This window comes from Pseudomonas sp. LBUM1645 (assembly GCF_059716185.1).
This window is the reverse complement of sequence record NZ_CP166811.1, coordinates 943,125-969,985: the sequence shown is the minus strand read 5'-3', so window position 1 is coordinate 969,985 and position 26,861 is coordinate 943,125. Positions and strand designations below refer to the sequence as shown.

The 26,861-nt window shown below is 59.9% G+C and carries 26 protein-coding genes; 12 read left to right on the top strand and 14 right to left on the bottom strand.

The features are described 5' to 3' along the window. The first annotated feature begins 164 nt into the window (after nt 1-164). The 5 genes from ACA079_RS04130 to ACA079_RS04110 all read left to right on the top strand — a co-directional run bounded on the left by ACA079_RS04130 (nt 165) and on the right by ACA079_RS04110 (nt 3,669). On the top strand, nt 165-1,658 hold the full coding sequence (locus tag ACA079_RS04130) for an RNA polymerase factor sigma-54 (protein ID WP_033053633.1): 1,494 nt from the start codon (nt 165-167) through the stop codon (nt 1,656-1,658). A gap of 74 nt (nt 1,659-1,732) precedes the next feature. Beyond that, complete coding sequence (gene hpf / locus ACA079_RS04125) at nt 1,733-2,041, top strand: ribosome hibernation-promoting factor, HPF/YfiA family (protein ID WP_007941242.1); 309 nt, start codon at nt 1,733-1,735, stop codon at nt 2,039-2,041. Nucleotides 2,042-2,053: 12 nt separating this feature from the next. Beyond that, complete coding sequence (ptsN, locus tag ACA079_RS04120) at nt 2,054-2,518, top strand: PTS IIA-like nitrogen regulatory protein PtsN (RefSeq protein ID WP_056742951.1); 465 nt, start codon at nt 2,054-2,056, stop codon at nt 2,516-2,518. Nucleotides 2,519-2,520: 2 nt separating this feature from the next. After that, entirely contained in the window at nt 2,521-3,378 is an 858-nt protein-coding gene (gene rapZ, locus ACA079_RS04115) for an RNase adapter RapZ (protein WP_033058000.1), read from the top strand. A 15-nt stretch (nt 3,379-3,393) separates the two neighbouring features. Beyond that, nucleotides 3,394-3,669, top strand: a complete 276-nt coding sequence (locus ACA079_RS04110) for an HPr family phosphocarrier protein (protein ID WP_033058002.1) — start codon at nt 3,394-3,396, stop codon at nt 3,667-3,669. A 170-nt stretch (nt 3,670-3,839) separates the two neighbouring features. Here ACA079_RS04110 and ACA079_RS04105 read toward each other — a convergent pair whose 3' ends face one another. The 6 genes from ACA079_RS04105 to pmbA all read right to left on the bottom strand — a co-directional run bounded on the left by ACA079_RS04105 (nt 3,840) and on the right by pmbA (nt 9,122). After that, nucleotides 3,840-4,733: a ZIP family metal transporter gene (locus ACA079_RS04105; protein WP_497702663.1), complete on the bottom strand. Its 894-nt coding sequence runs from the start codon at nt 4,731-4,733 to the stop codon at nt 3,840-3,842. 30 nt (nt 4,734-4,763) lie between these two features. Then, nucleotides 4,764-5,375, bottom strand: a complete 612-nt coding sequence (locus tag ACA079_RS04100; protein ID WP_415766520.1) for a superoxide dismutase — start codon at nt 5,373-5,375, stop codon at nt 4,764-4,766. A 1-nt stretch (nt 5,376) separates the two neighbouring features. Continuing rightward, on the bottom strand, nt 5,377-5,805 hold the full coding sequence (locus ACA079_RS04095) for a DUF2753 family protein (RefSeq protein WP_497702662.1): 429 nt from the start codon (nt 5,803-5,805) through the stop codon (nt 5,377-5,379). Between the two features lie 27 nt (nt 5,806-5,832). Next, on the bottom strand, nt 5,833-7,209 hold the full coding sequence (locus ACA079_RS04090) for a class II fumarate hydratase (RefSeq protein WP_497702661.1): 1,377 nt from the start codon (nt 7,207-7,209) through the stop codon (nt 5,833-5,835). After that, nucleotides 7,190-7,597: a FagA protein gene (locus ACA079_RS04085; RefSeq protein ID WP_497702660.1), complete on the bottom strand. Its 408-nt coding sequence runs from the start codon at nt 7,595-7,597 to the stop codon at nt 7,190-7,192. Before ACA079_RS04085 ends, ACA079_RS04090 begins: the two co-directional genes overlap by 20 nt. 178 nt (nt 7,598-7,775) lie before the next feature. Next, nucleotides 7,776-9,122 (bottom strand): metalloprotease PmbA, encoded by a 1,347-nt coding sequence (gene pmbA, locus ACA079_RS04080; protein WP_046045848.1) that lies wholly within the window; start codon nt 9,120-9,122, stop codon nt 7,776-7,778. Between the two features lie 108 nt (nt 9,123-9,230). On the opposite strand from pmbA, the gene yjgA reads away from it, so the two are divergent. Then, complete coding sequence (yjgA, locus tag ACA079_RS04075) at nt 9,231-9,755, top strand: ribosome biogenesis factor YjgA (protein ID WP_054049927.1); 525 nt, start codon at nt 9,231-9,233, stop codon at nt 9,753-9,755. A gap of 49 nt (nt 9,756-9,804) precedes the next feature. On the opposite strand, the gene tldD is transcribed toward yjgA, so the two are convergent. The 8 genes from tldD to mreB all read right to left on the bottom strand — a co-directional run bounded on the left by tldD (nt 9,805) and on the right by mreB (nt 21,306). Continuing rightward, entirely contained in the window at nt 9,805-11,247 is a 1,443-nt protein-coding gene (tldD, locus tag ACA079_RS04070; RefSeq protein WP_008148876.1) for a metalloprotease TldD, read from the bottom strand. Between the two features lie 18 nt (nt 11,248-11,265). Further along, nucleotides 11,266-12,114: a carbon-nitrogen hydrolase family protein gene (locus ACA079_RS04065; protein ID WP_497702659.1), complete on the bottom strand. Its 849-nt coding sequence runs from the start codon at nt 12,112-12,114 to the stop codon at nt 11,266-11,268. Nucleotides 12,115-12,292: 178 nt separating this feature from the next. Further along, nucleotides 12,293-16,096 (bottom strand): YhdP family protein, encoded by a 3,804-nt coding sequence (locus ACA079_RS04060; RefSeq protein ID WP_497702658.1) that lies wholly within the window; start codon nt 16,094-16,096, stop codon nt 12,293-12,295. Nucleotides 16,097-16,171: 75 nt separating this feature from the next. Further along, a complete protein-coding gene (gene rng, locus ACA079_RS04055) occupies nt 16,172-17,629 on the bottom strand; it encodes a ribonuclease G (RefSeq protein ID WP_033058026.1) in 1,458 nt (485 codons plus the stop codon). A 57-nt stretch (nt 17,630-17,686) separates the two neighbouring features. After that, complete coding sequence (locus ACA079_RS04050; protein WP_497702657.1) at nt 17,687-18,283, bottom strand: Maf family protein; 597 nt, start codon at nt 18,281-18,283, stop codon at nt 17,687-17,689. Between the two features lie 194 nt (nt 18,284-18,477). Continuing rightward, nucleotides 18,478-18,969 (bottom strand): rod shape-determining protein MreD, encoded by a 492-nt coding sequence (gene mreD / locus ACA079_RS04045; RefSeq protein WP_008148886.1) that lies wholly within the window; start codon nt 18,967-18,969, stop codon nt 18,478-18,480. Further along, on the bottom strand, nt 18,969-20,126 hold the full coding sequence (gene mreC / locus ACA079_RS04040; RefSeq protein ID WP_497704278.1) for a rod shape-determining protein MreC: 1,158 nt from the start codon (nt 20,124-20,126) through the stop codon (nt 18,969-18,971). The genes mreD and mreC overlap by 1 nt, the downstream gene beginning before the upstream one ends. 142 nt (nt 20,127-20,268) lie before the next feature. Beyond that, complete coding sequence (gene mreB, locus ACA079_RS04035; RefSeq protein WP_002555108.1) at nt 20,269-21,306, bottom strand: rod shape-determining protein MreB; 1,038 nt, start codon at nt 21,304-21,306, stop codon at nt 20,269-20,271. Between the two features lie 214 nt (nt 21,307-21,520). On the opposite strand from mreB, the gene gatC reads away from it, so the two are divergent. From gatC to ACA079_RS04005, 6 genes are all read left to right on the top strand, one after another. Next, nucleotides 21,521-21,808, top strand: a complete 288-nt coding sequence (gene gatC / locus ACA079_RS04030) for an Asp-tRNA(Asn)/Glu-tRNA(Gln) amidotransferase subunit GatC (RefSeq protein WP_008026876.1) — start codon at nt 21,521-21,523, stop codon at nt 21,806-21,808. Nucleotides 21,809-21,824: 16 nt separating this feature from the next. Then, nucleotides 21,825-23,276 carry an Asp-tRNA(Asn)/Glu-tRNA(Gln) amidotransferase subunit GatA gene (gatA, locus tag ACA079_RS04025; RefSeq protein WP_497702656.1) on the top strand — a complete coding sequence of 484 codons (1,452 nt, stop codon included), beginning with the start codon at nt 21,825-21,827 and terminating at the stop codon, nt 23,274-23,276. 10 nt (nt 23,277-23,286) lie between these two features. Continuing rightward, the gene (gene gatB, locus ACA079_RS04020; RefSeq protein ID WP_095129458.1) at nt 23,287-24,732 is read left to right on the top strand and encodes an Asp-tRNA(Asn)/Glu-tRNA(Gln) amidotransferase subunit GatB; all 1,446 of its coding nucleotides are present in this window, start codon (nt 23,287-23,289) and stop codon (nt 24,730-24,732) included. A gap of 148 nt (nt 24,733-24,880) precedes the next feature. Continuing rightward, nucleotides 24,881-25,255 (top strand): septal ring lytic transglycosylase RlpA family protein, encoded by a 375-nt coding sequence (locus tag ACA079_RS04015; RefSeq protein WP_497702655.1) that lies wholly within the window; start codon nt 24,881-24,883, stop codon nt 25,253-25,255. A 50-nt stretch (nt 25,256-25,305) separates the two neighbouring features. Continuing rightward, on the top strand, nt 25,306-26,367 hold the full coding sequence (locus tag ACA079_RS04010; RefSeq protein WP_497702654.1) for a calcium/sodium antiporter: 1,062 nt from the start codon (nt 25,306-25,308) through the stop codon (nt 26,365-26,367). Further along, nucleotides 26,364-26,744, top strand: coding sequence for a carboxymuconolactone decarboxylase family protein (locus tag ACA079_RS04005; protein ID WP_134096699.1), 381 nt, complete (start codon nt 26,364-26,366; stop codon nt 26,742-26,744). The genes ACA079_RS04010 and ACA079_RS04005 overlap by 4 nt, the downstream gene beginning before the upstream one ends. Nucleotides 26,745-26,861: the final 117 nt, after the last annotated feature.

Below are 26,861 nucleotides of genomic sequence, written 5' to 3'. Positions count from 1 at the left end.
GTTGCTCGGCGCTTGTCTCGATAAAAAATCAACATTTTTTTATTGTTACAGTGCTCTAGGCAAACGCTGCAGTTTCGGGCATATAATTTGCTTATGTTTGGCGCTCCGGCGCCCTGTAGTGGATGGCGCATGTGCGCCGGCGAATAAGGTGTTAAGCCCCTGCCATGAAACCATCGCTAGTCTTGAGAATGGGCCAGCAGCTGACGATGACACCGCAGCTGCAACAGGCCATCCGCCTGCTCCAATTGTCGACCCTGGACCTGCAACAGGAAATCCAGGAGGCCCTGGAGTCCAATCCGATGCTCGAACGCCAGGAAGAAGGCGACGACTTCGATAACGCCGACCCCTTGGCCGACAAAGCCGAACAGCAACCCAACGCTGACATTCAGGAACCCTCCTACCAGGAAACCGCCCCGACGGTTGATAACCTCGAGGAAGGCGACTGGAACGAACGCATCCCCAACGAACTGCCCGTCGATACCGCGTGGGAAGACGTCTACCAGACCAGCGCCAGCAGCCTGCCGAGCAACGATGACGACGAGTGGGACTTCACCACCCGGACATCGGCCGGCGAAAGCCTGCAAAGCCACCTGCTGTGGCAACTGAACCTGGCCCCGATGTCCGACACCGATCGCCTGATCGCCGTGACCCTGATCGACTGCATCAACAATCAGGGCTACCTGGACGAAACCCTCGAGGAGATTCTCGAAGCCTTCGACCCGGAACTGGACATCGAACTGGACGAAATCGAAGCCGTCCTGCACCGCATCCAGCAATTCGAACCCGCTGGCATCGGCGCCCGCAACCTGGGCGAATGCCTGCTGCTGCAATTGCGTCAGTTGCCCGCCAAGACGCCTTGGCTGGTCGAGGCCAAACGCCTGGTCACCGATTACATCGACCTGCTTGGCAGCCGCGATTACAGCCAGCTGATGCGTCGCATGAAGCTCAAGGAAGACGAACTGCGCCAGGTGATTGAACTGGTGCAGAGCCTCAACCCGCGCCCAGGCTCGCAAATCGAGTCCAGCGAAGCCGAATACGTCGTTCCCGACGTGATCGTACGCAAGGACAACGAACGCTGGCTGGTAGAACTGAACCAGGAATCCGTGCCACGACTGCGGGTCAACGCTCAATACGCCGGTTTCGTGCGCCGCGCCGACACCAGCGCCGACAACACCTTCATGCGCAATCAGTTGCAAGAGGCCCGCTGGTTCATCAAGAGCCTGCAAAGCCGCAACGAAACCCTGATGAAAGTAGCCACTCAGATCGTCGAGCATCAGCGCGGCTTTCTTGAATACGGCGACGAAGCCATGAAACCGCTGGTCCTGCATGACATCGCCGAAGCGGTGGGCATGCACGAGTCGACGATTTCACGGGTGACCACGCAGAAATTCATGCATACCCCACGGGGCATATATGAACTGAAATACTTTTTCTCCAGCCACGTCAGCACCTCCGAGGGCGGTGAATGCTCGTCCACGGCGATCCGCGCGATCATCAAAAAACTGGTTGCCGCGGAAAATCAGAAAAAGCCGTTGAGTGACAGCAAGATCGCTGGTTTACTGGAGGCACAAGGCATTCAGGTGGCTCGCCGCACCGTCGCCAAGTACCGCGAATCCCTCGGGATCGCGCCTTCGAGCGAACGTAAGCGGTTGATGTAGAGCCACGCCACAGCGTTCCAGTGGCAGGCATTTCTGCCTGCCGCTTTATGCACTGGCAACGAAGGAGAAGCTGTATGCAAGTCAACATCAGTGGACACCAACTGGAAGTGACCGAACCTCTTCGCACCTACATCGGCGAAAAACTCGAACGATTAGAGAGGCATTTCGACAAGATCACCAACGTGCAAGTCACGATGACGGTCGAAAAGCTCAAGCAGAAAATCGAAGCCACGCTGCATATTCCCGGCAATGAAGTGGTCGCAAACGCGGAGCATACCGATATGTACGCGGCGATCGACGCACTGACCGACAAGCTGGATAAACAACTCAAAAAGCATAAGGAAAAGACCCAAAGCCTCCTCCAGGGCGCGACCGGTCGTTAACACTCCCAACCCATGATCCGACTTGAAAGCATCCTGACCCCCGGCCGTTCCCTCGTGAACGTGCCGGGCGGCAGTAAAAAGAAAGCCCTCGAGCAAATTGCCAACCTTATCCACAAAGAAGTGCCGGATCTGGAGATGCAAGATGTCTTCGAGGCTCTGATTGCCCGTGAAAAACTCGGCTCAACCGGTTTTGGCAACGGCATCGCCATTCCCCACTGTCGCCTGAAGGGCTGCACCTCGCCTATCAGCGCCCTGATGCACCTTGATGCACCCATTGATTTCGACGCCATCGACGGTGCCCCGGTTGACCTGCTGTTCGTTTTGCTGGTCCCGGAAGCCGCTACCGATGCGCACCTGGAGTTACTGCGCCAGATCGCCAGCATGCTCGACCGCAAGGAAGTGCGCGAAAAACTGCGCAGCGCCCCGAGCAATGAAGCCTTGTATCAGGTTGTCCTGGACGAGCAAAACGGTCACTAATCATGCGCTTGATCATCGTCAGTGGCCGCTCCGGCTCAGGTAAAAGTACCGCACTCGATGTTCTCGAGGACAACGGCTACTACTGCATCGACAACCTGCCCGCCGGTCTGCTGCCGGAACTGGCCGAACGCGCGTTGATTCACACCGAGCTGGCGCAACCGCTGGTTGCCGTATCCATCGATGCGCGCAACTTGCCGAGTCACTTGTCGCGGTTTCCCGAACTGCTGGAAGAAGTGCGCAGCCGGCATATCCAGTGTGATGTGCTTTATCTGGACGCCGACGAAGAAACCTTGCTCAAGCGTTTCTCGGAAACCCGCCGTCGTCACCCGCTGAGCAATGCCAATCGCTCGCTGGCCGAGGCCATCAACGATGAGACCGCCCTGCTCGGGCCGATTGCCGACCTCGCCGATCTCAAAGTAAACACCACCAACCTGAACCTGTATCAGCTGCGAGATACCATCAAGCTGCGCCTGCTGAACCAGCCGGAACCCGGTACGGCGTTCCTGGTGGAGTCTTTCGGCTTCAAGCGGGGCATGCCGGTGGACGCTGATCTGGTGTTCGACGTGCGCTGCCTGCCGAACCCTTACTGGAAGCCAGAGTTGCGCGATCAATCCGGGCTCGACCAACCAGTTGCCGAGTACCTGGCGGCACAACCGGACGTCGAAGAGATGTTCCAGGACATTTCCACCTACTTGTTAAAGTGGCTGCCACGCTTCGCCGCCAGCAACCGCGCTTATGTCACCATTGCCATTGGTTGCACCGGGGGCCATCACCGCTCCGTCTACCTGACCGAACGTCTGGGCCAGGCCCTGCAAAAATCCCTGAAGAACGTCCAGGTTCGCCACCGCGACCTCAGCTAAAGGATTCACACCGCGATGCCTGCTCTGGAAATTGAAATCATCAACAAGCTGGGCCTGCATGCCCGCGCTTCTGCAAAATTCGTTGGCGTCGCCGGTGAGTTCAAGGATTGCACGATCAGAGTAGGACGCACGCCGGAATCCACGGTCGACGGAAAAAGCATCATGGCAATGATGATGCTCGCTGCGGGCAAGGGCACCAAAATCCACCTGAGCACCGAGGGTGAACAGGCTGATGAGGCGCTGCAGGCATTGGTGAATTTGATCAATGATTACTTCGGCGAAGGCGAATAATCCTCGCCCTGTAGCAGCTGCCGAAGGCTGCGTTCGGCTGCGCAGCAGTCGTAAATACACGCGCGGTTGAACTGACACACCACAAATTTCAAACTGGCGACTGCTTCGTCCGAACGCGGCCCGAACCGAACGCAGGCTTCGCCAGCTGCTACAAAGTTCGTGTTCAGCCGCTAAGCCAACGCTGTATCCATCACCATCATCAAGCAAAACCCGATAAGCAACCCAAGACTTGCAAGCTTGTCGTGACCATTGCGGCGCGACTCGGGGATGACTTCATGGGTGACCACCAGCAACATCGCCCCGGCCGCCAGTGCCAACCCCAAGGGCAACAACAATTCGGCCAGGCTCACTAGCCAGGCACACAGCAACGCGAAGACCGGCTCGACCAGACCTGACGCAGCACCGATCAGGAACGCCTTAACCCGCGACATCCCTGCCCCGGCCAATACCAGCGCGATCACCAGACCTTCCGGTACATCCTGCAAGGCGATGCCCATGGCCAGGCTATCGGCGTCGGGCATGCCACCCCCCGCCGACACACCGACCGCCATGCCTTCAGGGATGTTGTGGGCAATGATCGCAAACACAAACAACCAGATTCGCGGCGGGATGATCGGTCGCTCCAGCGTGCTTACGAGCATTTCCGGCGACGCACCCGACACCTTGCGATCAACCAGGAACAATCCGAACGCACCCAGCATGATGCCGAAACTGATCAGTCCGCTGGCCGCCCAAGGCGTCAGCCCCAGGCTTTCAGCGGCAGAGATCCCAGGAACGATCAACGAAAACGCTGTCGCCGCGAGCATCACCCCGGCCCCGAAGCCAAGCAGTGAATCGCTGACCGCCTGGGGCATCCGTCGAATCACCAGCACGGGCACCGCGCCCAAGGCTGTGCCCAAGGCGCAGATCGCCCCGCCTTGCAGCGCGCGCAGCAATTTCGGCTCGAGGTCCAGCCACGCCAAGCCTTGGGCAACCAATAACGTCATGCCTGCCAGCAGTAACAGCGATCCGAATGCGTAACGAAACATTCGTCCACTTCCGATCGCCAGTGTTTCAGTGCCCATAGCCAGCCTTGGATTGTTTTTGCGGAAGTCTTAAACCAGTGCAGCCTGATAGCGCGCAGCGACTTCAGGCCAATTGATCACGTTGTAGAACGCGTTGATGTATTCCGGGCGACGGTTCTGGTACTGCAGGTAATAAGCGTGCTCCCAGACATCCAGACCGAGGATTGGCGTATTGCCGTTCATCAATGGACTGTCCTGATTACCGCTGCTTTCAACGACCAGTGTCTTTTGCGGCGTCACACTGAGCCACGCCCAGCCGCTGCCGAAACGAGTCAGCGCGGCTTTGGTGAAGGCTTCCTTGAAACTGCTCAGGCCGCCCAGTTGCTCATCGATCGCCTCAGCCAAGGAGCCTTCAGGATTGCCGCCGCCGTTGGGCGCCATCACTTCCCAGAACAGCGAATGGTTGGCATGCCCGCCGCCCTGATTAATCACCGCCGCGCGCAGCTTCTCCGGCAGTTGCTGGACAGCAGACACCAGCTTCTCCACCGGCCACTCGGCAAACTCGGTGCCTTCCACCGCTGCGTTGAGGTTGTTGATGTAGGTCTGGTGATGCTTGGTGTAGTGGATTTCCATGGTCTGCGCATCGATGTGCGGTTCCAGGGCGTCGTAGGCGTACGGCAAGGCAGGCAAGGTAAAAGCCATTTCAATGAACTCCATGATGTAGGGGCGCAGGCGAGGCGGCATCGATGTGCAGCAATCGATGCGTACGCGGGTATTCGCCGTGTTCGCTGATGAAATTCAGCAGCTCGACGTAGGTTTTGCTGCTCTGGCGCAACGCTGCTTCACGCAAGGCCGGCGCCAGTCGTGGGTCCTGCATGGTCTGCAACAATCGCTGATGGATGGCGCACAGGTACTCGGCGCTCTCCTCTGGCTGGTTCAGACGTAAATGCAGATCCGCCAGGTTGTGATGGGAAATCACGCAGGCCGCGACCGCCTCGTCGGCATCTGCCCAGCGCTCGAACAACACCTGGGCCAGGGCCAGGGCCTGCAAGTAAGCCTCGCGGGCATCAACCAATTCGCCCAGCATGAAATGGCGATTAGCCCTTTCGATCGTGCGTTTCCAGTGCTCCATGGTGAGCCTCCAAAGCGGTTGCGGTGGTTACACGCCGCCTGCGGTGAGCTTCTCTGGGTTGAGTAACTCTTCCAGCTGGCCGCGCGTCAGGTCGGTGTGTTCCAGCGCGACATCGATCACCGGACGGCCCTGTTGATAGGCCTTCTTGGCGATTTCAGCGGCTTTTTGGTAACCAATGATCGGGTTGAGTGCAGTGACCAGGATCGGGTTACGCGACAGCGCTTCCTTCAGCCTGGTTTCGTTGACCTTGAAGCTGGCGATGGCCTTTTCACCCAGCAGACGGCTGGAGTTGGTCAGCAACTCGATGCTGCTCAGCAGGTTCTGGGCGATGATCGGCAGCATCACGTTCAGCTCGAAATTGCCCGACTGACCAGCGATGGTGATGACCGTGTCATTGCCGATGACCTGAGCGGCGACCATGGCGGTCGCTTCCGGGATCACCGGGTTGACCTTGCCAGGCATGATCGAAGAACCCGGTTGCAAGGCTTCGAGTTCGATTTCACCAAGACCGGCCAGCGGGCCGGAGTTCATCCAGCGCAGGTCGTTGGCGATTTTCATCAGCGAAACGGCCGTGGCCTTGAGCTGACCGGAAACACTGACCGCCGTGTCCTGAGAGCCGATCAGCGCAAACAGATCCTCACCCGGTTTGAATTGCACTTGGGTCAGCTTGCTCAGTTGCTCACTGAAACGCGCCGCGAATTCCGGATGAGCGTTGATTCCGGTGCCCACTGCCGTGCCGCCCTGAGCCAGGGATTGCAGACTCGGCAGCAGATCCTGCAGATGACCGATGTTGGCCTTGAGCTGCTGCGCCCAACCGTTGAGCACCTGGCTCATGCGCACCGGCATCGCGTCCATCAAGTGAGTGCGACCGGTTTTGACGTGGTGATGAACCTCTTCGGCCTTGCGTTCGATCACCTGAACCAGACGCAGCAGCGCCGGCAACAATTGCTCGTGCAACGCCAACGCAGCACTGACGTGGATGGTGGTCGGGATGATGTCGTTGCTGCTTTGGCCGCAATTGACATGATCATTGGGGTTCACCGGCTCGCCGAGCAGGCGGCTGGCCAAGGTGGCGATCACTTCGTTGGCATTCATGTTCGAACTGGTGCCGGAACCGGTCTGGAAGATATCCACCGGAAAATGCTGCATGAAGTCGCTTTGGAGCAGACCCAGCGCCGCATCGACGATGGCTTTGCCCTGGGATTCGCTGATTTGCTTGAGCTCGACGTTGGCTCGGGCAGCGGCGGCCTTGGCCAGGATCAGCGCGCGGATAAACTGCACCGGCATCGGTTTGCCGCTGATGGGGAAGTTATCCACTGCACGTTGGGTCTGTGCGCCGTAGAGGGCGTCCACCGGCACTTGAAGCTCGCCCATGCTGTCGCGCTCAATACGAGTCTTGGTCATCTGTAAATCCTTGCACCAGTTCTATGAGAGGAATCGAGGGCTGCAACTCGCAGGTCGCCAGTTGCCAGGTGTAGCTCTGCCAGCGCTTGAGGCGGCATTTGCACAGAGAGAGGCGTTCCAGATCGCGCAATGGCCGCCAGGCCTGGTCCAGACACAAGGTGCGCCAGTGCCAGGGCAGCGCGACATCGGCGGCGGTGTCGAGCAACAGGCGGAAAGAAGTTTCGGCGATGGTCCAGGGAGACGTTGCCGTGCAACAGGCGAGATACCGACCTTCGGCCAGGTAATGTTCGATCAGGCGAGGCTCATCGGGGTCCATCGCGCAACGGATCTGGCGACTCATCCAGCGCCAGCTTTCGAGGTAAGGCTGCTCGTGCAAGGCAGAACTCATGATCCGGGCTCATTCGGTAATGAGATTTATTATTAGATGATAATGAGAACCAAAACAACCCCAGCGAAATACATGCTGTTCAATGTGGGAGCGAGCTTGGTCCCACAGGGGACTGCGCAAGGCGCATAAAAAAGGCGCGCCACCCAATGGGTGGCGCGCCTCTTTTTATCGGTTGGGTTTAGCTACCCGCTACCGTCATCCGCTCGATCAGCACCGAACCTGTACGAATGTTGCTGCGCAGCTCCAGGTCATTACCGACGGCAACGATCTGTTTGAACATGTCACGCATGTTGCCGGCGATGGTCACTTCCTGGACCGCAAACTGGATTTCGCCGTTCTCGACCCAGTAACCCGCCGCGCCACGGGAGTAATCGCCAGTGACCATGTTCAGGCCCTGCCCCATCAATTCAGTCACCAGCAGGCCGCGACCCATGCGGCGCAGCAAGGCTGCCTGGTCTTCGTCACCATGGGTGACGAACAGGTTGTGCACGCCGCCAGCGTTGGCGGTACTCGGCATCCCGAGCTTACGGCCAGAGTACGTGCCGAGGATGTACGAGACCAACTCACCTTTTTCGACGAACGGTTTGGCGTAAGTGGCCAAACCATCACCATCGAACGCCGAACTGCCCATGGCGCGCATCAAGTGCGGACGCTCATCGATGGTCAGCCATTCCGGGAACAGTTTTTGCCCCAGCGTGCCTTCAAGGAACGAGGATTTGCGATACAGACTGCCGCCGGAAATCGCCGAGAGGAAACTGCCGAACAAACCACCGGCCAGTTCCGCGGAAAACAGTACCGGCACTTCGCAGGTCGGTACCGGACGCGCGCCCAGACGGCTCGCCGCCCGTTGCGCGGCACGCTGGCCGATGCTCTCCGGAGATGCCAGCAAATTGCCCTGACGGTTCACGTCGTACCAGTAATCGCGCTGCATCTGGCCGTCGGCCTCGGCGATCATCACGCAGCTCAGGCTGTGCCGGGTCGACGCGTAACCGCCGATAAAACCGTGGCTGTTGCCGTAAACGCGGCAGCCCTGATGGGTGCTGAGGGTGGTGCCGTCGGCGTTCTTGATCCGGCTGTCGGTGGCAAACGCCGCCGCTTCACAGGCCAGGGCCTGCTCGATGGCTTGCTCCGGGGTGATGTCCCATTGGTGGAACAGGTCGAAATCCTGCAGATCCTTGGCCATCAGCGCGGCGTCTGCCAGGCCCGAAGCTTCGTCTTCCGACGTGTGCTTGGCGATGGCCAGTGCGGCGGCGACGGTTTCGCGAATCGCCTCCGGACCGCTGGCGGATGTGCTGGCCGAACCCTTGCGCTGGCCAACGTACAAGGTGATGCCGAAGCCCTGATCGCGGTTGAATTCGACGGTTTCGACTTCACGCTGACGCACCGAGGTGGACAGGCCCTGCTCCAGGGACACCGCCACTTCACAGGCACTGGCACCCTGGCGCTTGGCTTCAGCGATGATCTGCTCGACTTGCTCTTGCAGTGCCGGCAACGCTTGTGGGCCGACGCTTTCAACTGCACTCATGCTGTTCTCCACTCAAATTCTGCTTTCGGCTAGGGCCTTCGAGCGACCGGGCCGGACAAGCGGCCCCCGACTGGTTATCATGGCGGCGTTTCTTTGCGGACGGCCACCATGGTTGATTCTTACGACGACTCCCTCGATACGGGAGAAAAAAGCAAATCCCAGGTTAAACGCGAGCTTCATGCTCTGGTTGACCTCGGCGAGCGCCTTACAACGCTCAAGCCTGACTTGCTGGCAAAACTGCCGTTGACCGACGCTATGCGCCGGGCACTGGCCGATGCGCCCAAGCACACCGCGAATATCGCGCGTAAACGGCACCTTATGTTCATCGGCAAACTGATGCGCGATCAGGACACTGACGCCATTCTGATGCTGCTCGATCAACTCGATGCCTCCACCCGGCAGTACAACGAACGTTTCCATGGCCTGGAACGCTGGCGCGATCGCTTGATCGCGGGCGACGATGCGGTCCTGGAGAAGTTCGTGCTCGACTACCCGGAGGCTGATCGCCAGCAGTTGCGCTCCCTGATCCGTCAGGCCCAGCACGAACTGGCGACCAACAAGCCACCGGCATCGAGCCGTAAAATCTTCAAGTACATCCGTGAGCTGGACGAGACTCAACGCGGTCTGCGTTAAATCTCGAATCGGGTGAGTCGCTACGCGGTTCACCCGAAGCTCCATCCCCTTACGATCCTGTGCCACCCACAGTGATCGCATCTATTTTCAGCGTTGGCTGGCCGACACCCACCGGCACCGACTGCCCATCCTTGCCACACGTCCCCACGCCGCTGTCCAGCGCCAGATCGTTACCGACCATCGACACCTTGCTCATGGCTTCCGGCCCGTTGCCGATCAACGTCGCGCCTTTGACCGGGGCAGTGATTTTGCCGTCTTCGATCAGGTACGCCTCGCTGGTGGAGAACACGAACTTGCCGCTGGTGATGTCCACCTGACCGCCGCCGAGGTTGGCGCAGTAGATGCCGCGCTTCACCGAGGCGATGATTTCTGCAGGGTCGCTTTCGCCCGCCAGCATGTAGGTGTTGGTCATGCGCGGCATTGGCAGGTGCGCGTAGGATTCGCGGCGACCGTTACCGGTACGGGCCACGCCCATCAGCCGCGCATTTAGCTTGTCCTGCATATAGCCTTTGAGTACGCCGTTTTCGATCAGCGTGGTGCACTCGGTCGGGGTGCCTTCATCGTCGACGCTCAGGGAACCGCGACGACCGGCCAGCGTGCCGTCATCGACAATGGTGCAGAGCTTGGACGCAACCATCTCGCCCATGCGCCCGCTGTAGGCCGAACTGCCCTTGCGGTTGAAGTCGCCTTCCAGTCCGTGGCCGACCGCTTCGTGCAGCAACACGCCCGACCAGCCCGAACCCAGCACCACCGGCAACGTACCGGCCGGCGCAGGGATGGCTTCCAGATTCACCAACGCCTGACGCAGCGCTTCACGGGCATAGCTCATGGCGCGGTCGTCGCTGAGGAAATAACGGTAATCGGTACGACCGCCACCGCCATGACCGCCGCGCTCACGGCGACCGTTCTGTTCGACGATCACGCTGACGTTAAAGCGTACCAACGGCCGTACATCGGCGGCCAGGCCACCGTCGGTGGAAGCCACGAGGATTCGTTCCCAGACGCCGGCCATGCTCACGGTGACTTGCTGGATACGCGGGTCGAGGGCGCGAGTCGCGACGTCGATACGTTTGAGCAGTTCGACCTTCTCGGCACGGGTCATCACTTCCAGCGGGTTGTCCGGCCCGTACAACTGGGCGACATCCTGGGTCGTGAAGGCTTGCACCGTGCCGTTCTGACCGGCGCGGGAGATCGAACGTGCAGCCCGGGCTGCGGCGCCGAGGGCTTCAAGGGTAATGGCATTGCTGTAGGCAAAACCGGTTTTCTCACCCGATTGCGCTCGCACGCCGACACCTTGGTCGAGGTTGAAGCTGCCTTCCTTGACGATCCCGTCTTCCAGCGCCCAGGACTCGGAAATCTGCCCCTGGAAATACAGGTCGGCAGCATCGATGCCCGGGCCGGCCAGATCGCCGAGTACACCTTGCAGGCTCTCGATCGTTACGCCGCCAGGCGCCAGGAGGTGTTCACTGACTGAGGACAACAACTCGCTCATATGCTTTACGCCTTAAATTCATCGTTCTGAGGCAGGTCGCTGGGCGCCCTGCGAGAAAAAGCGCCGGTGACTGGACACCGGCATCCGCGCCCTGATGGACGCCTGTTCGCTGCTATCGCGTTCGGCCAGCAGCACGGCCTCGCCTTGATCCTGTTGCGCCAGCACACGTCCCCACGGGTCGATAATCGCGGCATGGCCAAAGGTTTCCCGCGGCCCCGGATGCGTCCCACCCTGGGCAGCCGCGAGCACATAACATTGAGTTTCGATGGCCCGCGCGCGAATCAATACATCCCAATGCGCCGCGCCGGTCACCGCGGTAAAGGCCGACGGCGCGGTAATCAACTCCGCACCGGCAGCGCGTAATTCGCTGTACAGCTCCGGGAAGCGCAGGTCGTAACACACTGTCAGCCCGACTCGGCCGACGGGCGTGTCCGCTACGACAACCCCACTGCCATAAGCATAGTCATCGGATTCGCGATAACGCCCGCGATTGTCGGCCACATCGACGTCGAAAAGGTGCAACTTGTCATACCGTGCAACGGTTTCGCCGTGGTCATCCACCAGCAGCGAGCAGGCATGCACTTTGGCCGTCGGTTGATCCACCGGCGGCAACGGCAATGTGCCGGCCACTATCCATAACTTGAGGTCGCGGGCGGTCTGTTTCAACCACGGCAGGATAGGACCTTCGCCCAATGCCTCGGTGCGGCCGATGTCGGCAATGTCGCGACGGCCCATGGCAGCGAAGTTTTCCGGCAGTACGGCAAGCTGCGCACCACTGGTCGCCGCTTGCTCGAGCAGCCGTCGGGCCTGGGCCAGATTGGCCAGCACATCGCTCTGGCTGACCATTTGAATCACCGCAAAAGACATGGCCTTTTCCTGATCTGGAATCAACACATACCTGTAGGAGCTGACGAGTGAAACGAGGCTGCGATTTTTTGATCTTGATCTTAAAAGGCAAAATCAAAAGATCGCAGCCTCGTTTCACTCGTGAGCTCCTACAGGGACTTACGGCCATGCTACTCCATCGGCCTTAGGCGTGGCGTTGTCAAAAAGGCTTGTCGAAGGTGATTTTCGGCTCTTTCCACGGCCCCTTGACGGTGTATTGGACGCTGGCGAAACGCGCCACACGGTCACCGATCAGCTTATCGATCAGGAACAGCGCGCCGCCGATAGCCGGTGCACCGACGATCAGCGCGGCAATCGGCAGGTTGTTGGTCACAGGCAACGTCACCAGCAACTTGGCATCAACCTTATCGCCCACCAGGTCCAGCGTCCCGTTGAGTTCGATGTTGCTCGACGGACCGGTCAGCAGGATCGGTTCACGCGTCACGTAGACGCCGTTGGTCCCGACCAGCAGGCCTTTGACCCGGTCGTAACTCAAGCCTTTGCCGAACAGGTCGGAGAAGTCCAGACGCAGCCGGCGGCCGATGGAGTTGAAGTTCAGCAAGCCAAACACTCGCAACGCCTGGGCGCTGCCCTCAACTTCAACGAACTGGCCTTTATTCAGCGAAGCATCGAGGGTTCCAGAGAAGCGCTTGGTGGCCAGCCAGGCCGGCGAACCGGGCCAGCGACCATCGACATCCATATGAAAATCTTCACTGGTGACGCTCGGCGCAAATCCCCAGCCCTTCAGTACATCGGCGAGATTCTTGCCGCTGATCCGGCCCTTGTACCAACTGCTGCTGGAACCGGGCATACCTTCCCAACCGCCGCTGCCCTGCAGAAGAATGCCCTTGAGGCCCAGATCCAGCGTATTAAGCGCAATGCCCTTGGCGGTCGGACGGACTTTCAGGTACCAGGCCCCGACGAGGTCTTTGCCCTGGAACAGCTGATTGATGGTGATATCCAGTGCCGGGATCTTCGTCGGATCCACCGAGGCCAGGGGATCTGGCGAGTTTTCGTCGGCCAGGACCGTCGGGTCTGGCGCCGGCAAACGCACGTATTGCAGATTGATCGCAATCGGCGCGGCTTTCGCATCGGGGATGCTGGCGCTGCCCTTTACCTGTTGGCTGTCGAGTTGCAAGGCCCATGTGGCAGGTTTGCGGTTCAACTGCACAGACGCCTGATCGAGCGTAGTACCGACACCGCTGAGCTTGCCAATCTTGAAATCCGCGCTGCTGAGCAACTGTTTGGCGTTGCCGCCCGGATCCTGGCCGGCGTACTTGTCTACCAGGTCCTTCCAGGGGCCGACGTCCAGTTCCGACAGCACACCGCGCACCCGCAGGCCTTTGGCGCCGGGTAACACGGCATTGCCGCCACCCAGGAACAACTCGCCACGACCGTCGGCAAAATTGCCGGGTGGTGCCGCAAACGTGAAGTTCGCCAGCTCACCGTAGTTGACCCAGTAGCGCCGCTCCGCTCCCTGCAGGGTCATGCGGAACGTGGTGTCGCGGCCGACGTCGGCCGCCATGCCGAACGGCGCCGGCAAATCGATTGCTACGCCTTTGAGGTTGGAGCTGACCATCAATTGACTGTCGGGCCCATCAAGGTTCAGTTGCAGCTGATAAGGGATCACACCGGACACTGGCAACGGCTGAGTCACACTCAGCCAGTCAGTCAGTTTCTTGACCTCGACCTGGCCCGAGGCGGCGACACGAGTCTTGAGGTTGCCGGGGCTACCATCGGCGAAAATCTGTGCGGTAACCGGTTTATCAAAGGCGCGCGCGGTGATGTTTTGCCCACTCAAACCCTTGGCGCTGTCGAAACGGAAGTCGCCCTTGAGCTGAGTCAGCTCCAGGGTTGGCTCGGCCAGTTTCAGACGGGCCTTGGCGGTCTTGAAGTCGACGAGGATCTTCGGCTGCTCGCCTTTGACCAATGGAATGTCCAGTTTCAGTTTGCCCCGCAAATCGCCCTCGCCTTCCCAACCGGCAAAGGTGGCTGCGGTGCCGATCGGCGCTTCCTGGAGAATCTTCAGGCCATCGCCCAACCCGCCGGCGAATCCGCCGTCGAGGAACAGATGGACGTTTTGCCCCGCTGGCACATGGGGAATATTGACGTAAATGTCGCTGACCTGGGTATTGAGCAATTGGCCCTTGCTGGCCAGGATCCGCACACCGCTGTCTTCGACAAACACGTCGCCCGTGACCTTGCTGACATGTGGCCAGCCTGGCTGGAAGGCCAGTTCGGCGTCGTGAACCTTGAAGAACAGGCTGATGCTGCGGGCCGTCTCGTCGGCGCCGTGGTTCAGCGAACCCTGGTACTGGAAGAAGCCTTCGTCCACCGCCCCCTTGAGAATCGCCGTGCGCAGCCATTCGTCCAGCCCCGGGCTGAGCATTGTCGGCAAGTACTTGGCGGTGTAACGGCCGTCGCCGTCCACCAGACCGACCCGCAGGTCCATGTAGTCTTCCTGGGTGTGGTCGAAATGCAGGCGGATCAGGAAGTCCCCGGCAATCTTGCCCTCCTCGCCCAGCACCTTCAGGTACGGCGCGATCAAGGTGAAGGCTTCTTTATCGAGTTTCCAGGTCAGCCGGGCATTGGCCTGAATGTACTGCCATGGTTTGGCGAAGATCGGGTCCAGGTGCAGGGAAAAATCCTTGCTGTCCATGCGCAGCTCGCCACCGCCCAGATCACCGCTGATGCTGCCACTGACATTTCGCGCCGCCGGAGCGCCGTGATAGGCATCGAAGCCGACCCGATCCAGGTTGGCGGCAAAGCTGAATTTGCTGTCGTCGGTAGCATTGGGCCGGAAGTCGATCAGCACGTTGCGCAGGCCACCGGTCACTTTGAGTCGCTCGACGGCCGTAGCAACGCCTTCGGGCAGCGGCCCCAAGGCATTCAGTATCGGGGTGATCGGGGTGAGGTCGAGGCGGTCGGCTTGCAGATGCCAAAGCTCTTCAGTCTTGTCGGTCGCCGCGTTTTGCTTGAGTTGCAGATGCGATTCCCAACGGGTCTCGCCAAGGCTCATGGCCAGCGAATCCAGGGTGATCAGGGTGCCTTCGGAACTGCGCTGGAAATAGCCATTGAGTGCCAGATTGTTGATCTGGATCGGCTTGCGCTCGCCGTACGCGCCCTTGAGTTGCGGCGCGTTCAAGCGAATCGCAGCACTTTGCAGGGCGCCCTTGTTCCAGTTCACCCAAAGCTCGCCGCCGGCCTTGAACTCGGAAAAATTCCATTGTTGGGTCAGGCGCTCAGGCAACCATTTCGACCAGTCGCTTTGCGGCAGGCTCAAATAGGCGTCGGCCTCGCCGTCTTTCCATTCGCTGGCGCGCAGACGGGTACGCAGACTGATGGCCACCGGTTGTCCGTCGGGCAGGGTCAAACGGGCATCGAGTCGCTGGCGGGAGACGCCGGTTTTCAGATTCAAACCGACGTAAGTCAGCGTCAGCGGCTGCTCTTGCAGTGGCTGCAAAGTGACTTGGCTATCGAGTACCGACAGTTGCTGAACCATCTGCATGCGATTGAGCAATTGCTCTGGATCCAGCGGCTGATCCTGCTGCACCGGCAAACCTTCCAGCGCCCAATGGCCGTCCTCGCCTTCCTTGAGGCTGATCTTCAGGCCGCTGAGCTCCAGGTGAGCGATGCGCACTTCACGAGCCATCAGACTGGCCCACAGATCCGGTACCGCGCGCACTTGATCCAGACGCAGGGCATTGGCGCCCTCGCCGACCATCACGTCGTGAGCCAGCATGATCGGAGCAAAGCCGCTCCAGTTACCTTCGAGTTCGCCGATATTCAGCGGCATGCCCAAGGCAGCGCTGGCTTTGGCTTCGACTTCGGCACGGTACTCAGCCACCAGCGGCGTCAGCTCTCGGCCGAGGCTGACGTACAACGCCATCAACACCAATACCAACGCACACAGCCCCAGACCCCAGCGGGTCAGTGCGGCCAAAATGCGTGTCAGACGTTCCATGTCAGTTGGCTCCCATGGCAAAAATACTGCAAAAAGCTGAGGCCAGCCGTTCTAGCAGGGTTGAAAGACAGCGATTCAGAGCAGCACCACGTCGTATTGTTCCTGGGAATACATGGTTTCCACCTGGAACCGGATGGTGCGTCCGATAAAACCTTCGAGCTCGGCGACATTGCCCGATTCTTCATCGAGCAAACGGTCGACCACTTTCTGGTTTGCCAATACACGATAGCCTTCCGCCTGATAGGCGCGAGCCTCTCGGAGGATTTCGCGGAAAATCTCGTAGCAAACGGTTTCCGGCGTCTTGAGCTTGCCGCGGCCCTGACAACTGCTGCACGGCTCGCACAGCACTTGTTCGAGACTTTCGCGGGTGCGCTTGCGAGTCATCTGCACCAGGCCCAACTCGGTGATGCCGATGATGTTGGTCTTGGCGTGATCGCGTTCCAGTTGCTTCTCGAGTGTGCGCAGCACCTGACGCTGGTGCTCTTCATCTTCCATGTCGATGAAGTCGATGATGATGATCCCGCCCAGGTTGCGCAGACGCAGCTGACGAGCAATGGCGGTCGCGGCTTCGAGGTTGGTCTTGAAAATGGTTTCTTCGAGGTTGCGATGACCGACGAACGCCCCGGTGTTGACGTCGATGGTGCTCATGGCTTCCGCCGGATCGACCACCAGGTAACCGCCGGACTTCAGCGGGACTTTGCGCTCCAGCGCCTTCTGGATTTCGTCTTCGACGCCGTACAGGTCGAAGATCGGCCGCTCACCCGGGTAATGCTCAAGACGATCGGCGATTTCCGGCATCAGCTCGGCGACGAACTGTGTGGTTTTCTGGAAGGTTTCCCGGGAGTCGATCCGGATCTTCTCGATCTTCGGGCTCACCAGGTCACGCAAGGTGCGCAGCGCCAGGCCGAGGTCTTCGTAGATCACACTCGGCGCGCTGATGGTTTTGATCTGCTCGTTGATCTGATCCCAGAGACGACGCAGGTAGCGAATGTCCATGAGGATTTCATCGGCACCGGCACCTTCGGCAGCGGTACGCAGGATGAAGCCACCGGCCTCTTGGATGCCTTCTTTGGCCACGCAATCAGTGACCACTTGCTTGAGACGTTCACGCTCGGCTTCGTCTTCGATCTTCAACGAAATACCAACGTGTGCGGTACGCGGCATGTACACCAGATAACGCGATGGAATCGACAACTGAGTCGTCAGGCGTGCGCCTTTTGAGCCGATCGGGTCCTTGGTCACTTGCACCACCAGGCTCTGACCCTCGTGAACCAGAGCGCTGATGCTCTCGACCGCCGGGCCTTCGCGCAGGGAGATTTCCGAGGCATGAATGAACGCGGCGCGGTCCAGTCCGATGTCGACGAATGCCGCCTGCATGCCGGGCAATACCCGCACGACCTTGCCTTTATAGATGTTGCCGACGATCCCGCGCTTTTGCGTGCGCTCGACGTGGACCTCTTGCAGAACACCGTTTTCAACCACCGCCACGCGCGATTCCATCGGCGTGATGTTGATCAGGATCTCTTCACTCATGGCAGGGTCTCGTTCAGGCATGTTCACGATAATGGCCGCATCTTGTCAGTACGACGCTCAACGCGCGTTAAGGGTTTGCCAACAGGGTATGCCGAAATGGCCCAGCAGCTCAGCGGTTTCGCACAGCGGTAGTCCGACCACCGCCGAGTAACTGCCATTGAGCCCGGCGACAAACACCGCACCGAGTCCTTGAATGCCGTAGCCGCCGGCCTTGTCCTGCGGCTCGCCGCTGGCCCAATAGGCTATCGCTTCATCGCGACTGATGTTGCGAAAACGCACCAGACTGCTCACCACCCGAGACTCGCAACGCTCGCCATCGAGCACCGCAATCGCCGTCAGGACTTCATGTTCACACCCGGACAACATCATAAGCATGGCGCACGCCTCGGCTTCATCAACCGGCTTGCCGAGAATTTTTCCGTCCAGCACCACGGCGGTGTCGGCGCCCAACACGCAAAAATCTGCGTCGGACACGACGGCCCCGCGTCCGGCCTCGGCTTTGCCACGCGCCAGGCGCTCGACATAGGCCGACGGGGATTCATTTTCCAAAGGGGTTTCATCGATGTCCGCGCTGATGGCGGAGAACGGCACGCCGATCTGCGTGAGCAGTTCACGCCGACGCGGCGAGCCTGAGGCGAGGTACAACATTTTCATCAAGACATCTCCCTGTTTAGTGCCCTGCCTCACAAATACGTTCCTTTTGGGCGGCGTCTGTTGTTGCCATACTGCGTTGCCGCTCCTTGCCATAGCGAGCTATGACTCGTCGCGGCGCCTTGTCTGGCAACAACAGCCACTCGCCAAAAAGGAACGTATTTGCGAGGCAGGGCACCGGCAAATGCCTGACCGAATTAATTGATTTTGTAGCGTCGACGCAAACCGCGCAAACCGTAGCTGATCCACGGCCAGAGCAATGCGCTGACCAGTGCCGGCAAGACCAGCGCCAGCGTTGGCTGACGATTGCCGGTCAGGGCGCTGAGCCATAGCTGAACAAGTTGTGCGAGGCCGAAGATCACCAGGATCACCAGGCTCTGTTGCCACATCGGGAACATGCGCAGGCGCTGTTGCAGCGCCAGCACGAGATACGTGATCAGCGTCAGGATCAATGCGTTCTGGCCCAGCAGCGTGCCATAAAGCACGTCTTCGGCCAGGCCCAGGCACCACGCGGTGACCATCCCGACTTTCTGCGGCATGGCCAACGCCCAGAATGCCAGCAGCAAGGCCAGCCACAGCGGGCGGAGGATTTCCATGAATTGTGGCAGCGGCGAAACACTGAGCAGCATGCCTATGGCGAATGTCAGCCAGACCATCCAGCCGTTTCGGGAAGCAGTAGCACCAACCATTATTCTCGTCCCCCAGTGGTAGCCGGCGCAGAGACAGGCGGCTTGGCTGCAGGCCTCACGGCAGCGGGTGGCGTGGCCGGCGGTTTAGCGGCCGCAGGTTGCGTCGCGGGCGGCTTGCTGGCGGCAGGTTTCGCAGGAGCAGGATGAGTTGCCGCAGGTTTGGGCGGGGTTGTGGCGGCCGGGGCAGTCGCCGGCGCAACCGGAGCCACGGGCGCAGCAACAGCAGCCGGGACGATGGCAGGTTTCGGTACTGTCGCTGGAATGATCGGCCCACCACCGTGCTGGTCCAAGGCTTCTTGAGCCTGGGCAGCTTCGTTGGCGCGTTCTTCGGCTGTACGACCGTCGGTGAACACCAGCAACAGGTAACGGCTGCGGTTCAAGGCGGCGGTCGGCACGGCGCGCACGATAGCGAACGGCTGACCGGAATCGTGAATCACCTCCTTGACCGTCGCCACCGGGTAACCCGCCGGGAACCGCTGACCCAGACCGGAGCTGACCAGCAGATCACCTTCTTTAATGTCGGCGGTATCGGCCACGTGACGCAACTCCAGGCGTTCCGGGTTACCGGTGCCGCTGGCAATCGCCCGCAGACCGTTGCGGTTCACCTGCACCGGAATGCTGTGAGTGGTGTCGGTCAGCAACAGCACACGAGAGGTGTACGGCATCAACTCGACCACCTGGCCCATCAAACCACGGGCATCGAGCACAGGCTGACCGAGGACCACACCGTCGCGCTCACCTTTATTGATGATGATGCGGTGGGTGAAGGGATTGGGGTCCATGCCGATCAGTTCGGCCACTTCGACCTTCTCGTTGACCAGCGCGGAGGAGTTGAGCAACTCGCGCAGCCGAACGTTCTGTTCGGTGAGAGCGGCAAGCTTTTGCATGCGGCCCTGCAACAACAGGTTTTCGGTTTTGAGTTTTTCGTTTTCGGCGACGAGCTCGGTACGGCTGCCAAACTGGCTGGCCACACCCTGCCATAGCCGCTGCGGCAGGTCGGTGATCCAGTAAGACTGCATCAGCACCAGCGACATTTGGCTACGCACTGGTTTGAACAGTGTGAAGCGGGCATCGACCACCATCAGCGCGACCGATAGCACGACCAGCACCAACAAGCGCACGCCCAGTGAAGGCCCTTTGGTGAAAAGCGGTTTAATAAGCCGCTCCTCCCAGGCAAATGTTCTCTTTATTCATACGGCATCAAACCGGCCTGGATGCAGACTGACAGAAGATAAACGCCAACAGGCAGCACTGCAAAGTGCTGCCTGCGCGCCAACAGCATAGATGCGTCGGGCGAGATCACTCGCTCGACAGCAGGTCCATGGTGTGTTTATCCATCATTTCCAACGCACGGCCACCGCCGCGAGCAACGCAGGTCAGCGGATCTTCGGCAACGATTACCGGCAGACCGGTTTCCTGGGCCAGCAACTTGTCGAGGTCACGCAGCAAGGCGCCACCACCGGTCAGTACCAGACCACGCTCGGCGATATCGGAAGCCAGTTCCGGAGGCGATTGCTCCAGTGCACTTTTCACAGCCTGAACGATGGTGGCCAGGGACTCTTGCAGAGCTTCCAGCACTTCATTGGAGTTCAGGGTGAATGCGCGTGGAACGCCTTCGGCCAGGTTACGGCCACGAACGTCGACTTCGCGAACTTCGCCGCCCGGGTAGGCAGTACCGATTTCCTGCTTGATGCGCTCGGCAGTGGATTCGCCGATCAGGCTGCCGTAGTTGCGACGCACGTAAGTGATGATCGCTTCGTCGAAGCGGTCGCCGCCAACCCGTACGGACTCGGCGTAAACCACACCGTTCAGGGAGATCAGCGCGATTTCAGTGGTACCGCCACCGATATCGACAACCATCGAGCCGCGAGCTTCTTCAACCGGCAAGCCGGCACCGATCGCAGCAGCCATTGGCTCTTCGATCAGGAACACTTCACGGGCACCGGCACCGAGGGCCGACTCACGGATGGCACGACGCTCAACCTGGGTGGATTTGCACGGAACGCAGATCAACACACGAGGGCTAGGCTGCAGGAAGCTGTTTTCGTGAACCTTGTTGATAAAGTACTGCAGCATCTTTTCGCAAACGCTGAAGTCGGCGATCACGCCATCCTTCATCGGACGAATGGCAGCAATGTTGCCCGGCGTACGGCCGAGCATGCGCTTGGCTTCGGTGCCGACAGCAACGACACTTTTCTGGTTACCGTGTGTCCGAATAGCCACAACCGAGGGCTCATTCAGGACGATACCGCGCTCGCGCACGTAAATAAGGGTGTTGGCAGTGCCCAGGTCAATGGAAAGATCGCTGGAAAACATGCCACGCAGTTTCTTGAACATGGGAAAGGGACCCTAGGCAACGCGTGGGTAAAAAAGTGCGGCAAACTCTAACAACGACAGGGATTTTGGGCAAGGCGCCAATATGTTAAATTGGCCGCTTTTCTGTGCACCAACCCCCACAATCGCGGCCTTATGACCGTAGAAATGCGGTAGTGTTCCGACAATCTAACACACGGATAGCATCCGTTCTGTTTTCCTTCCACTGGAGAATCCCATGACGCTTGAACGCTCCGACGTGGAAAAAATCGCTCATCTGGCCTGTCTGGGCCTTAATGATGCCGATCTTCCACACATCACTTCGGCCCTGAACAGCATTCTGGGGCTGGTCGACGAAATGCAGGCGGTCAATACCGACGGTATCGAGCCGCTCGCCCACCCACTGGAAGCCAGCCAGCGCCTGCGTGCAGACGTCGTGACCGAGACCAATCATCGCGAGGCCTATCAGTCCATCGCACCAGCGGTCGAAAACGGCCTGTACCTGGTTCCGAAAGTCATCGACTAAAGGGAAAGAGCCTGCAATGCATCAATTGACTCTGGCCGAGATCGCCCGCGGTCTCGCCGATAAAAAGTTTTCTTCCGAAGAGCTGACCAAAACCCTGCTGGCGCGTATCGCCCAGCTCGACCCTCAGCTCAACAGTTTCATCAGCCTCACCGAAGACCTCGCGCTCCAGCAGGCGAAAGCCGCTGACGCACGCCGGGCCAATGGTGAGAGCGGCGCCCTGCTCGGTGCGCCGATCGCCCACAAAGACCTGTTCTGCACCCAGGGCATCCGCACCAGCTGCGGCTCGAAGATGCTCGACAACTTTAAAGCACCGTACGACGCCACCGTGGTCGCCAAACTGGCCGCTGCTGGTGCCGTGACGCTGGGCAAGACCAACATGGACGAATTCGCCATGGGTTCGGCCAACGAGTCGAGCTACTACGGCGCAGTGAAAAACCCGTGGAACCTGGAACACGTGCCCGGCGGTTCGTCTGGTGGTTCGGCTGCGGCCGTTGCCGCTCGTCTGTTGCCAGCCGCCACTGCCACCGACACCGGCGGCTCGATCCGCCAGCCGGCCGCGTTTACCAACCTGACCGGCCTGAAACCGACGTACGGTCGCGTTTCGCGTTGGGGCATGATCGCTTACGCCTCCAGTCTCGATCAGGGCGGCCCATTGGCGCGCACTGCCGAAGACTGCGCCATCCTGCTCCAAGGCATGGCCGGTTTCGACCCGCAAGACTCCACCAGCATCGACGAGCCCGTGCCTGATTACAGCGCCAGCCTCAACGGTTCGCTGCAAGGCCTGCGCATCGGCGTTCCTAAAGAGTATTTCAGCGCCGGTCTCGACCCGCGCATTGCCGAGCTGATCCACAACAGCGTCAAGGAGCTGGAAAAGCTCGGTGCCGTGGTCAAGGAAATCAGCCTGCCGAACATGCAGCACGCGATCCCTGCGTACTACGTGATCGCCCCGGCAGAAGCGTCTTCCAACCTGTCGCGTTTCGACGGTGTGCGTTTCGGCTATCGCTGCGAAGACCCGAAAAACCTGATCGACCTGTACAAGCGCTCCCGTGGCGAAGGCTTCGGGCCTGAAGTGCAGCGCCGGATCATGGTCGGTGCCTACGCGCTGTCGGCCGGTTACTACGACGCCTACTACCTGAAGGCGCAGAAGATTCGCCGTTTAGTGAAGAACGACTTCATGGCTGCCTTCAATGAGGTCGACATCATCCTCGGCCCAACCACGCCAAACCCGGCCTGGAAGCTTGGCGCCAAGAGCAGCGACCCGGTTGCTGCGTACCTGGAAGACGTCTACACCATCACCGCCAACCTCGCCGGTCTGCCGGGCTTGTCCATGCCAGCCGGTTTTGTCGACGGCCTGCCGGTCGGCGTGCAATTGCTCGCCCCGTATTTCCAGGAAGGTCGCCTGTTGAACGTTGCCCACCAGTATCAGCTCAACACTGACTGGCACACCCGCACCCCAACCGGCTTCTGAGGAGAAACACATGCAATGGGAAGTCGTGATCGGGCTGGAGATTCACACCCAGCTCACCACCCGGTCGAAAATCTTTTCCGGTAGCTCCACCACTTTCGGTTCCGAGCCGAACACCCAGGCCAGCCTGGTTGACCTCGGCATGCCCGGCGTATTGCCGGTGCTGAACCAGGAAGCGGTGCGCATGGCGGTAATGTTCGGTCTCGCCATCGATGCCGAGATCGGCCAGCACAACGTGTTCGCCCGTAAAAACTATTTCTACCCGGACCTGCCGAAGGGCTACCAGATCAGCCAGATGGAATTGCCGATCGTCGGCAAAGGCCACCTGGACATCGCGCTGGAAGACGGCACGGTCAAACGCGTCGGCATCACCCGCGCGCATCTGGAAGAAGACGCCGGTAAAAGCCTGCACGAAGAATTCAGCGGCGCCACCGGCATCGACCTGAACCGTGCCGGCACGCCGCTGCTGGAAATCGTGTCCGAGCCGGACATGCGCAGCGCCAAGGAAGCAGTGGCTTACGTCAAGGCTGTCCACGCGATGGTCCGCTACCTGGGCATTTGCGACGGCAACATGGCCGAAGGCTCGCTGCGTTGCGACTGCAACGTGTCGATCCGTCCGAAAGGCCAGGTTGAATTCGGCACGCGCTGCGAGATCAAGAACGTCAACTCGTTCCGCTTCATCGAGAAGGCGATCAACACCGAAGTGCAGCGTCAGATCGAATTGATCGAAGACGGCGGCAGGGTGATCCAGCAGACCCGTCTGTACGATCCGAACAAGGACGAAACCCGTCCGATGCGCAGTAAAGAGGAAGCCAACGACTACCGTTACTTCCCCGATCCGGACCTGCTGCCGGTGGTCATCGAAGACTCGTTCCTCGACGACGTGCGCGCCACCCTGCCGGAATTGCCACCGCAGAAACGCGAGCGCTTCCAGGCGCAGTTCGGTCTGTCGGTCTATGACGCCAGCGTCCTGGCCACCAGCCGCGAGCAAGCCGATTACTTCGAGAAAGTCGTGAGCATCGGCGGCGACGCCAAGCTGGCGGCCAACTGGGTGATGGTTGAATTGGGCAGCCTGTTGAACAAACAGGGCCTGGACATCGATCAGTCGCCGGTCTCGGCCGAGCAACTGGGCGGCATGCTGCTGCGCATCACCGACAACACCATTTCCGGCAAGATCGCCAAGGTGGTGTTTGAAGCCATGGCCAACGGCGAAGGCAGCGCGGACGAGATCATCGACAAGCGCGGCTTGAAGCAAGTGACCGACACGGGCGCGATCTCGGCAGTGTTGGACGAGATGCTCGCGGCCAATGCCGAACAAGTTGAACAGTACCGCGCGGCAGACGAAGCCAAACGCGGCAAGATGTTCGGCTTCTTCGTCGGCCAGGCCATGAAAGCCTCCAAAGGCAAAGCCAACCCGCAACAGGTTAACGAACTGCTGAAAAGCAAGCTCGAAGGCTGATGAGAATGGAGCCAGCACTCAAAACTGGCTCTGATCCCTGTGGGAGCGAGCTTGCTCGCGATAGCGTCCGGACAGTCAACTCAGTGTTGAATGCCGGGCCGCTATCGCGAGCAAGCTCGCTCCCACATTTGTATGTGGAAACCTTCGAATGAAACGCTTCCTCAGTGCCTGCGCCCTGCTTTCTTTGCTCGCCGGTTGCGCCAGCACCGATGTCATCGATCCACACGGCTACGACAAGACTGGCACGGCGTCCTATTACGGCGCCAAACACCAAGGTAAACGCACCGCCAGCGGCGAGCGTTTCAACAAGAATTCCCTGACCGCCGCCCACCGCCAGCTACCCTTTGGCACACGGGTGAAGGTCACCAATCTGAATAACGACAAATCCTGTGTAGTGCGCATCAACGATCGCGGGCCGCATACCCGTGGGCGTCTGATCGATGTTTCACATGAAGCGGCCGAACAACTGGGTATGCTCAGAAGCGGCACCGCGAAGGTTCGCGTGCAGGCCCTCGACGACTGATAGACGGAGCGCTGACCATTTTCGGACTTGCCGATTTACCCCTGATCAGCGTGATTGAATTGCTCAGCGGCTTGCTGTTGCTGATCGCCGGCGCCGAACTGATGGTGCGCGCCGCCGTGCGCCTCGCCGCGCGCCTGCATGTACGACCGCTGATTATCGGCCTGACCATCGTCGCCCTCGGCAGCAGCGCACCGCAGATGGCAGTCAGCCTGCAAGCCACCCTGGCGCAGAACGCCGACATCGCCGTCGGCAGCGTGATCGGCAGTAGCATCTTCAACATCCTCGTCACCCTCGGGCTCTCGGCGCTGATCATCCCGCTGCGGGTTTCACGGCAACTGGTGCGCCTGGATATTCCGCTGATGATCGGCGCCAGCCTGCTGGTGTTCATATTGGCGTGGAACGAAGAACTGACCCGCGTGGACGGCATCATTCTGCTGGCCGCACTGGCGCTGTATCTGGGCCTGCTGCTGCGCCAGTCGCGGCACTCGACCCGCCCGCAATCGACGACCCACGAAGTCCCGCAAGCGCCATGGATCAGCAGTCTGCTGATGATCGTCGTGGGTTTGGCGATGCTGGTCTACGCCGGGCACTTGCTGTTGGGCGCGGCGGTTTCGGTAGCGACCGATCTGGGGCTGTCGGAGCGGATCATCGGCCTGACCATCGTCGCCGTCAGCACCTCCCTGCCGGAACTGGCCACCTCGTTGATCGCTGCATTGCGTGGTCAGCGGGACATCGCTGTGGGCAACGTGATCGGCAGCAACCTGTTCAACCTCTTGGGCGTGCTCGGCTTCACTGCGTTGATCGCGCCGTCGCCGCTGTCGGTATCGCCCAACGCCCTGGATTTCGACTTGCCGGTGATGCTCGGCGTCGCGACGTTGTGTCTGCCGGCGTTCTATTCCGGCTACCGGGTGACCCGCGCCGAAGGTCTGATGTTTTTGGGTTTGTATCTGGCTTACGGTCTGCACGTGGTGTCGTTCACCACCGGCATGCCGCTGGCCGGCAAGCTTGAACACCTGATGCTGTTTTTTGTCCTGCCGGCGCTGGTGGCGTTTTTTCTGTTCACGTCGCTGCGCGCCTGGCGTCGCCAACACCACAATAAGGAATTGCCATGACCGATGATAAAAAGCCTGGGGTTGAAGTCCGCCGCCAAGTGATGGGCGACGCCTTCGTCGACCGCGCGCTGGGCAATGCCACCGAGTTCACTCAACCGCTGCAGGATTTCGTCAACGAGCACGCCTGGGGCGGCGTCTGGAACCGCGAAGGTTTGCCATTGAAAACCCGCAGCCTGATCACCCTCGCCGCGCTGACCGCGCTGAAGTGCCCGCAGGAATTGAAAGGTCATGTGCGTGGTGCGCTGAACAATGGCTGCACCGTGGAAGAGATTCGCGAAGCGCTGCTGCATTGCGCGGTGTATGCCGGTGTACCGGCGGCCATCGATGCGTTTCGCGCGGCGCAGGAAGTGATTGATAGCTATCAGAAGCCGGAATGAATATTCAAAAATTGCGTTGACAGGTCTGCCGCCATCGCGGGCAAGCCTTGCTCCTACAGGTTGTGTGCCATGCACCTGTTTTATGCCCGGCACACAACCTGTAGGAGCAAGGCTTGC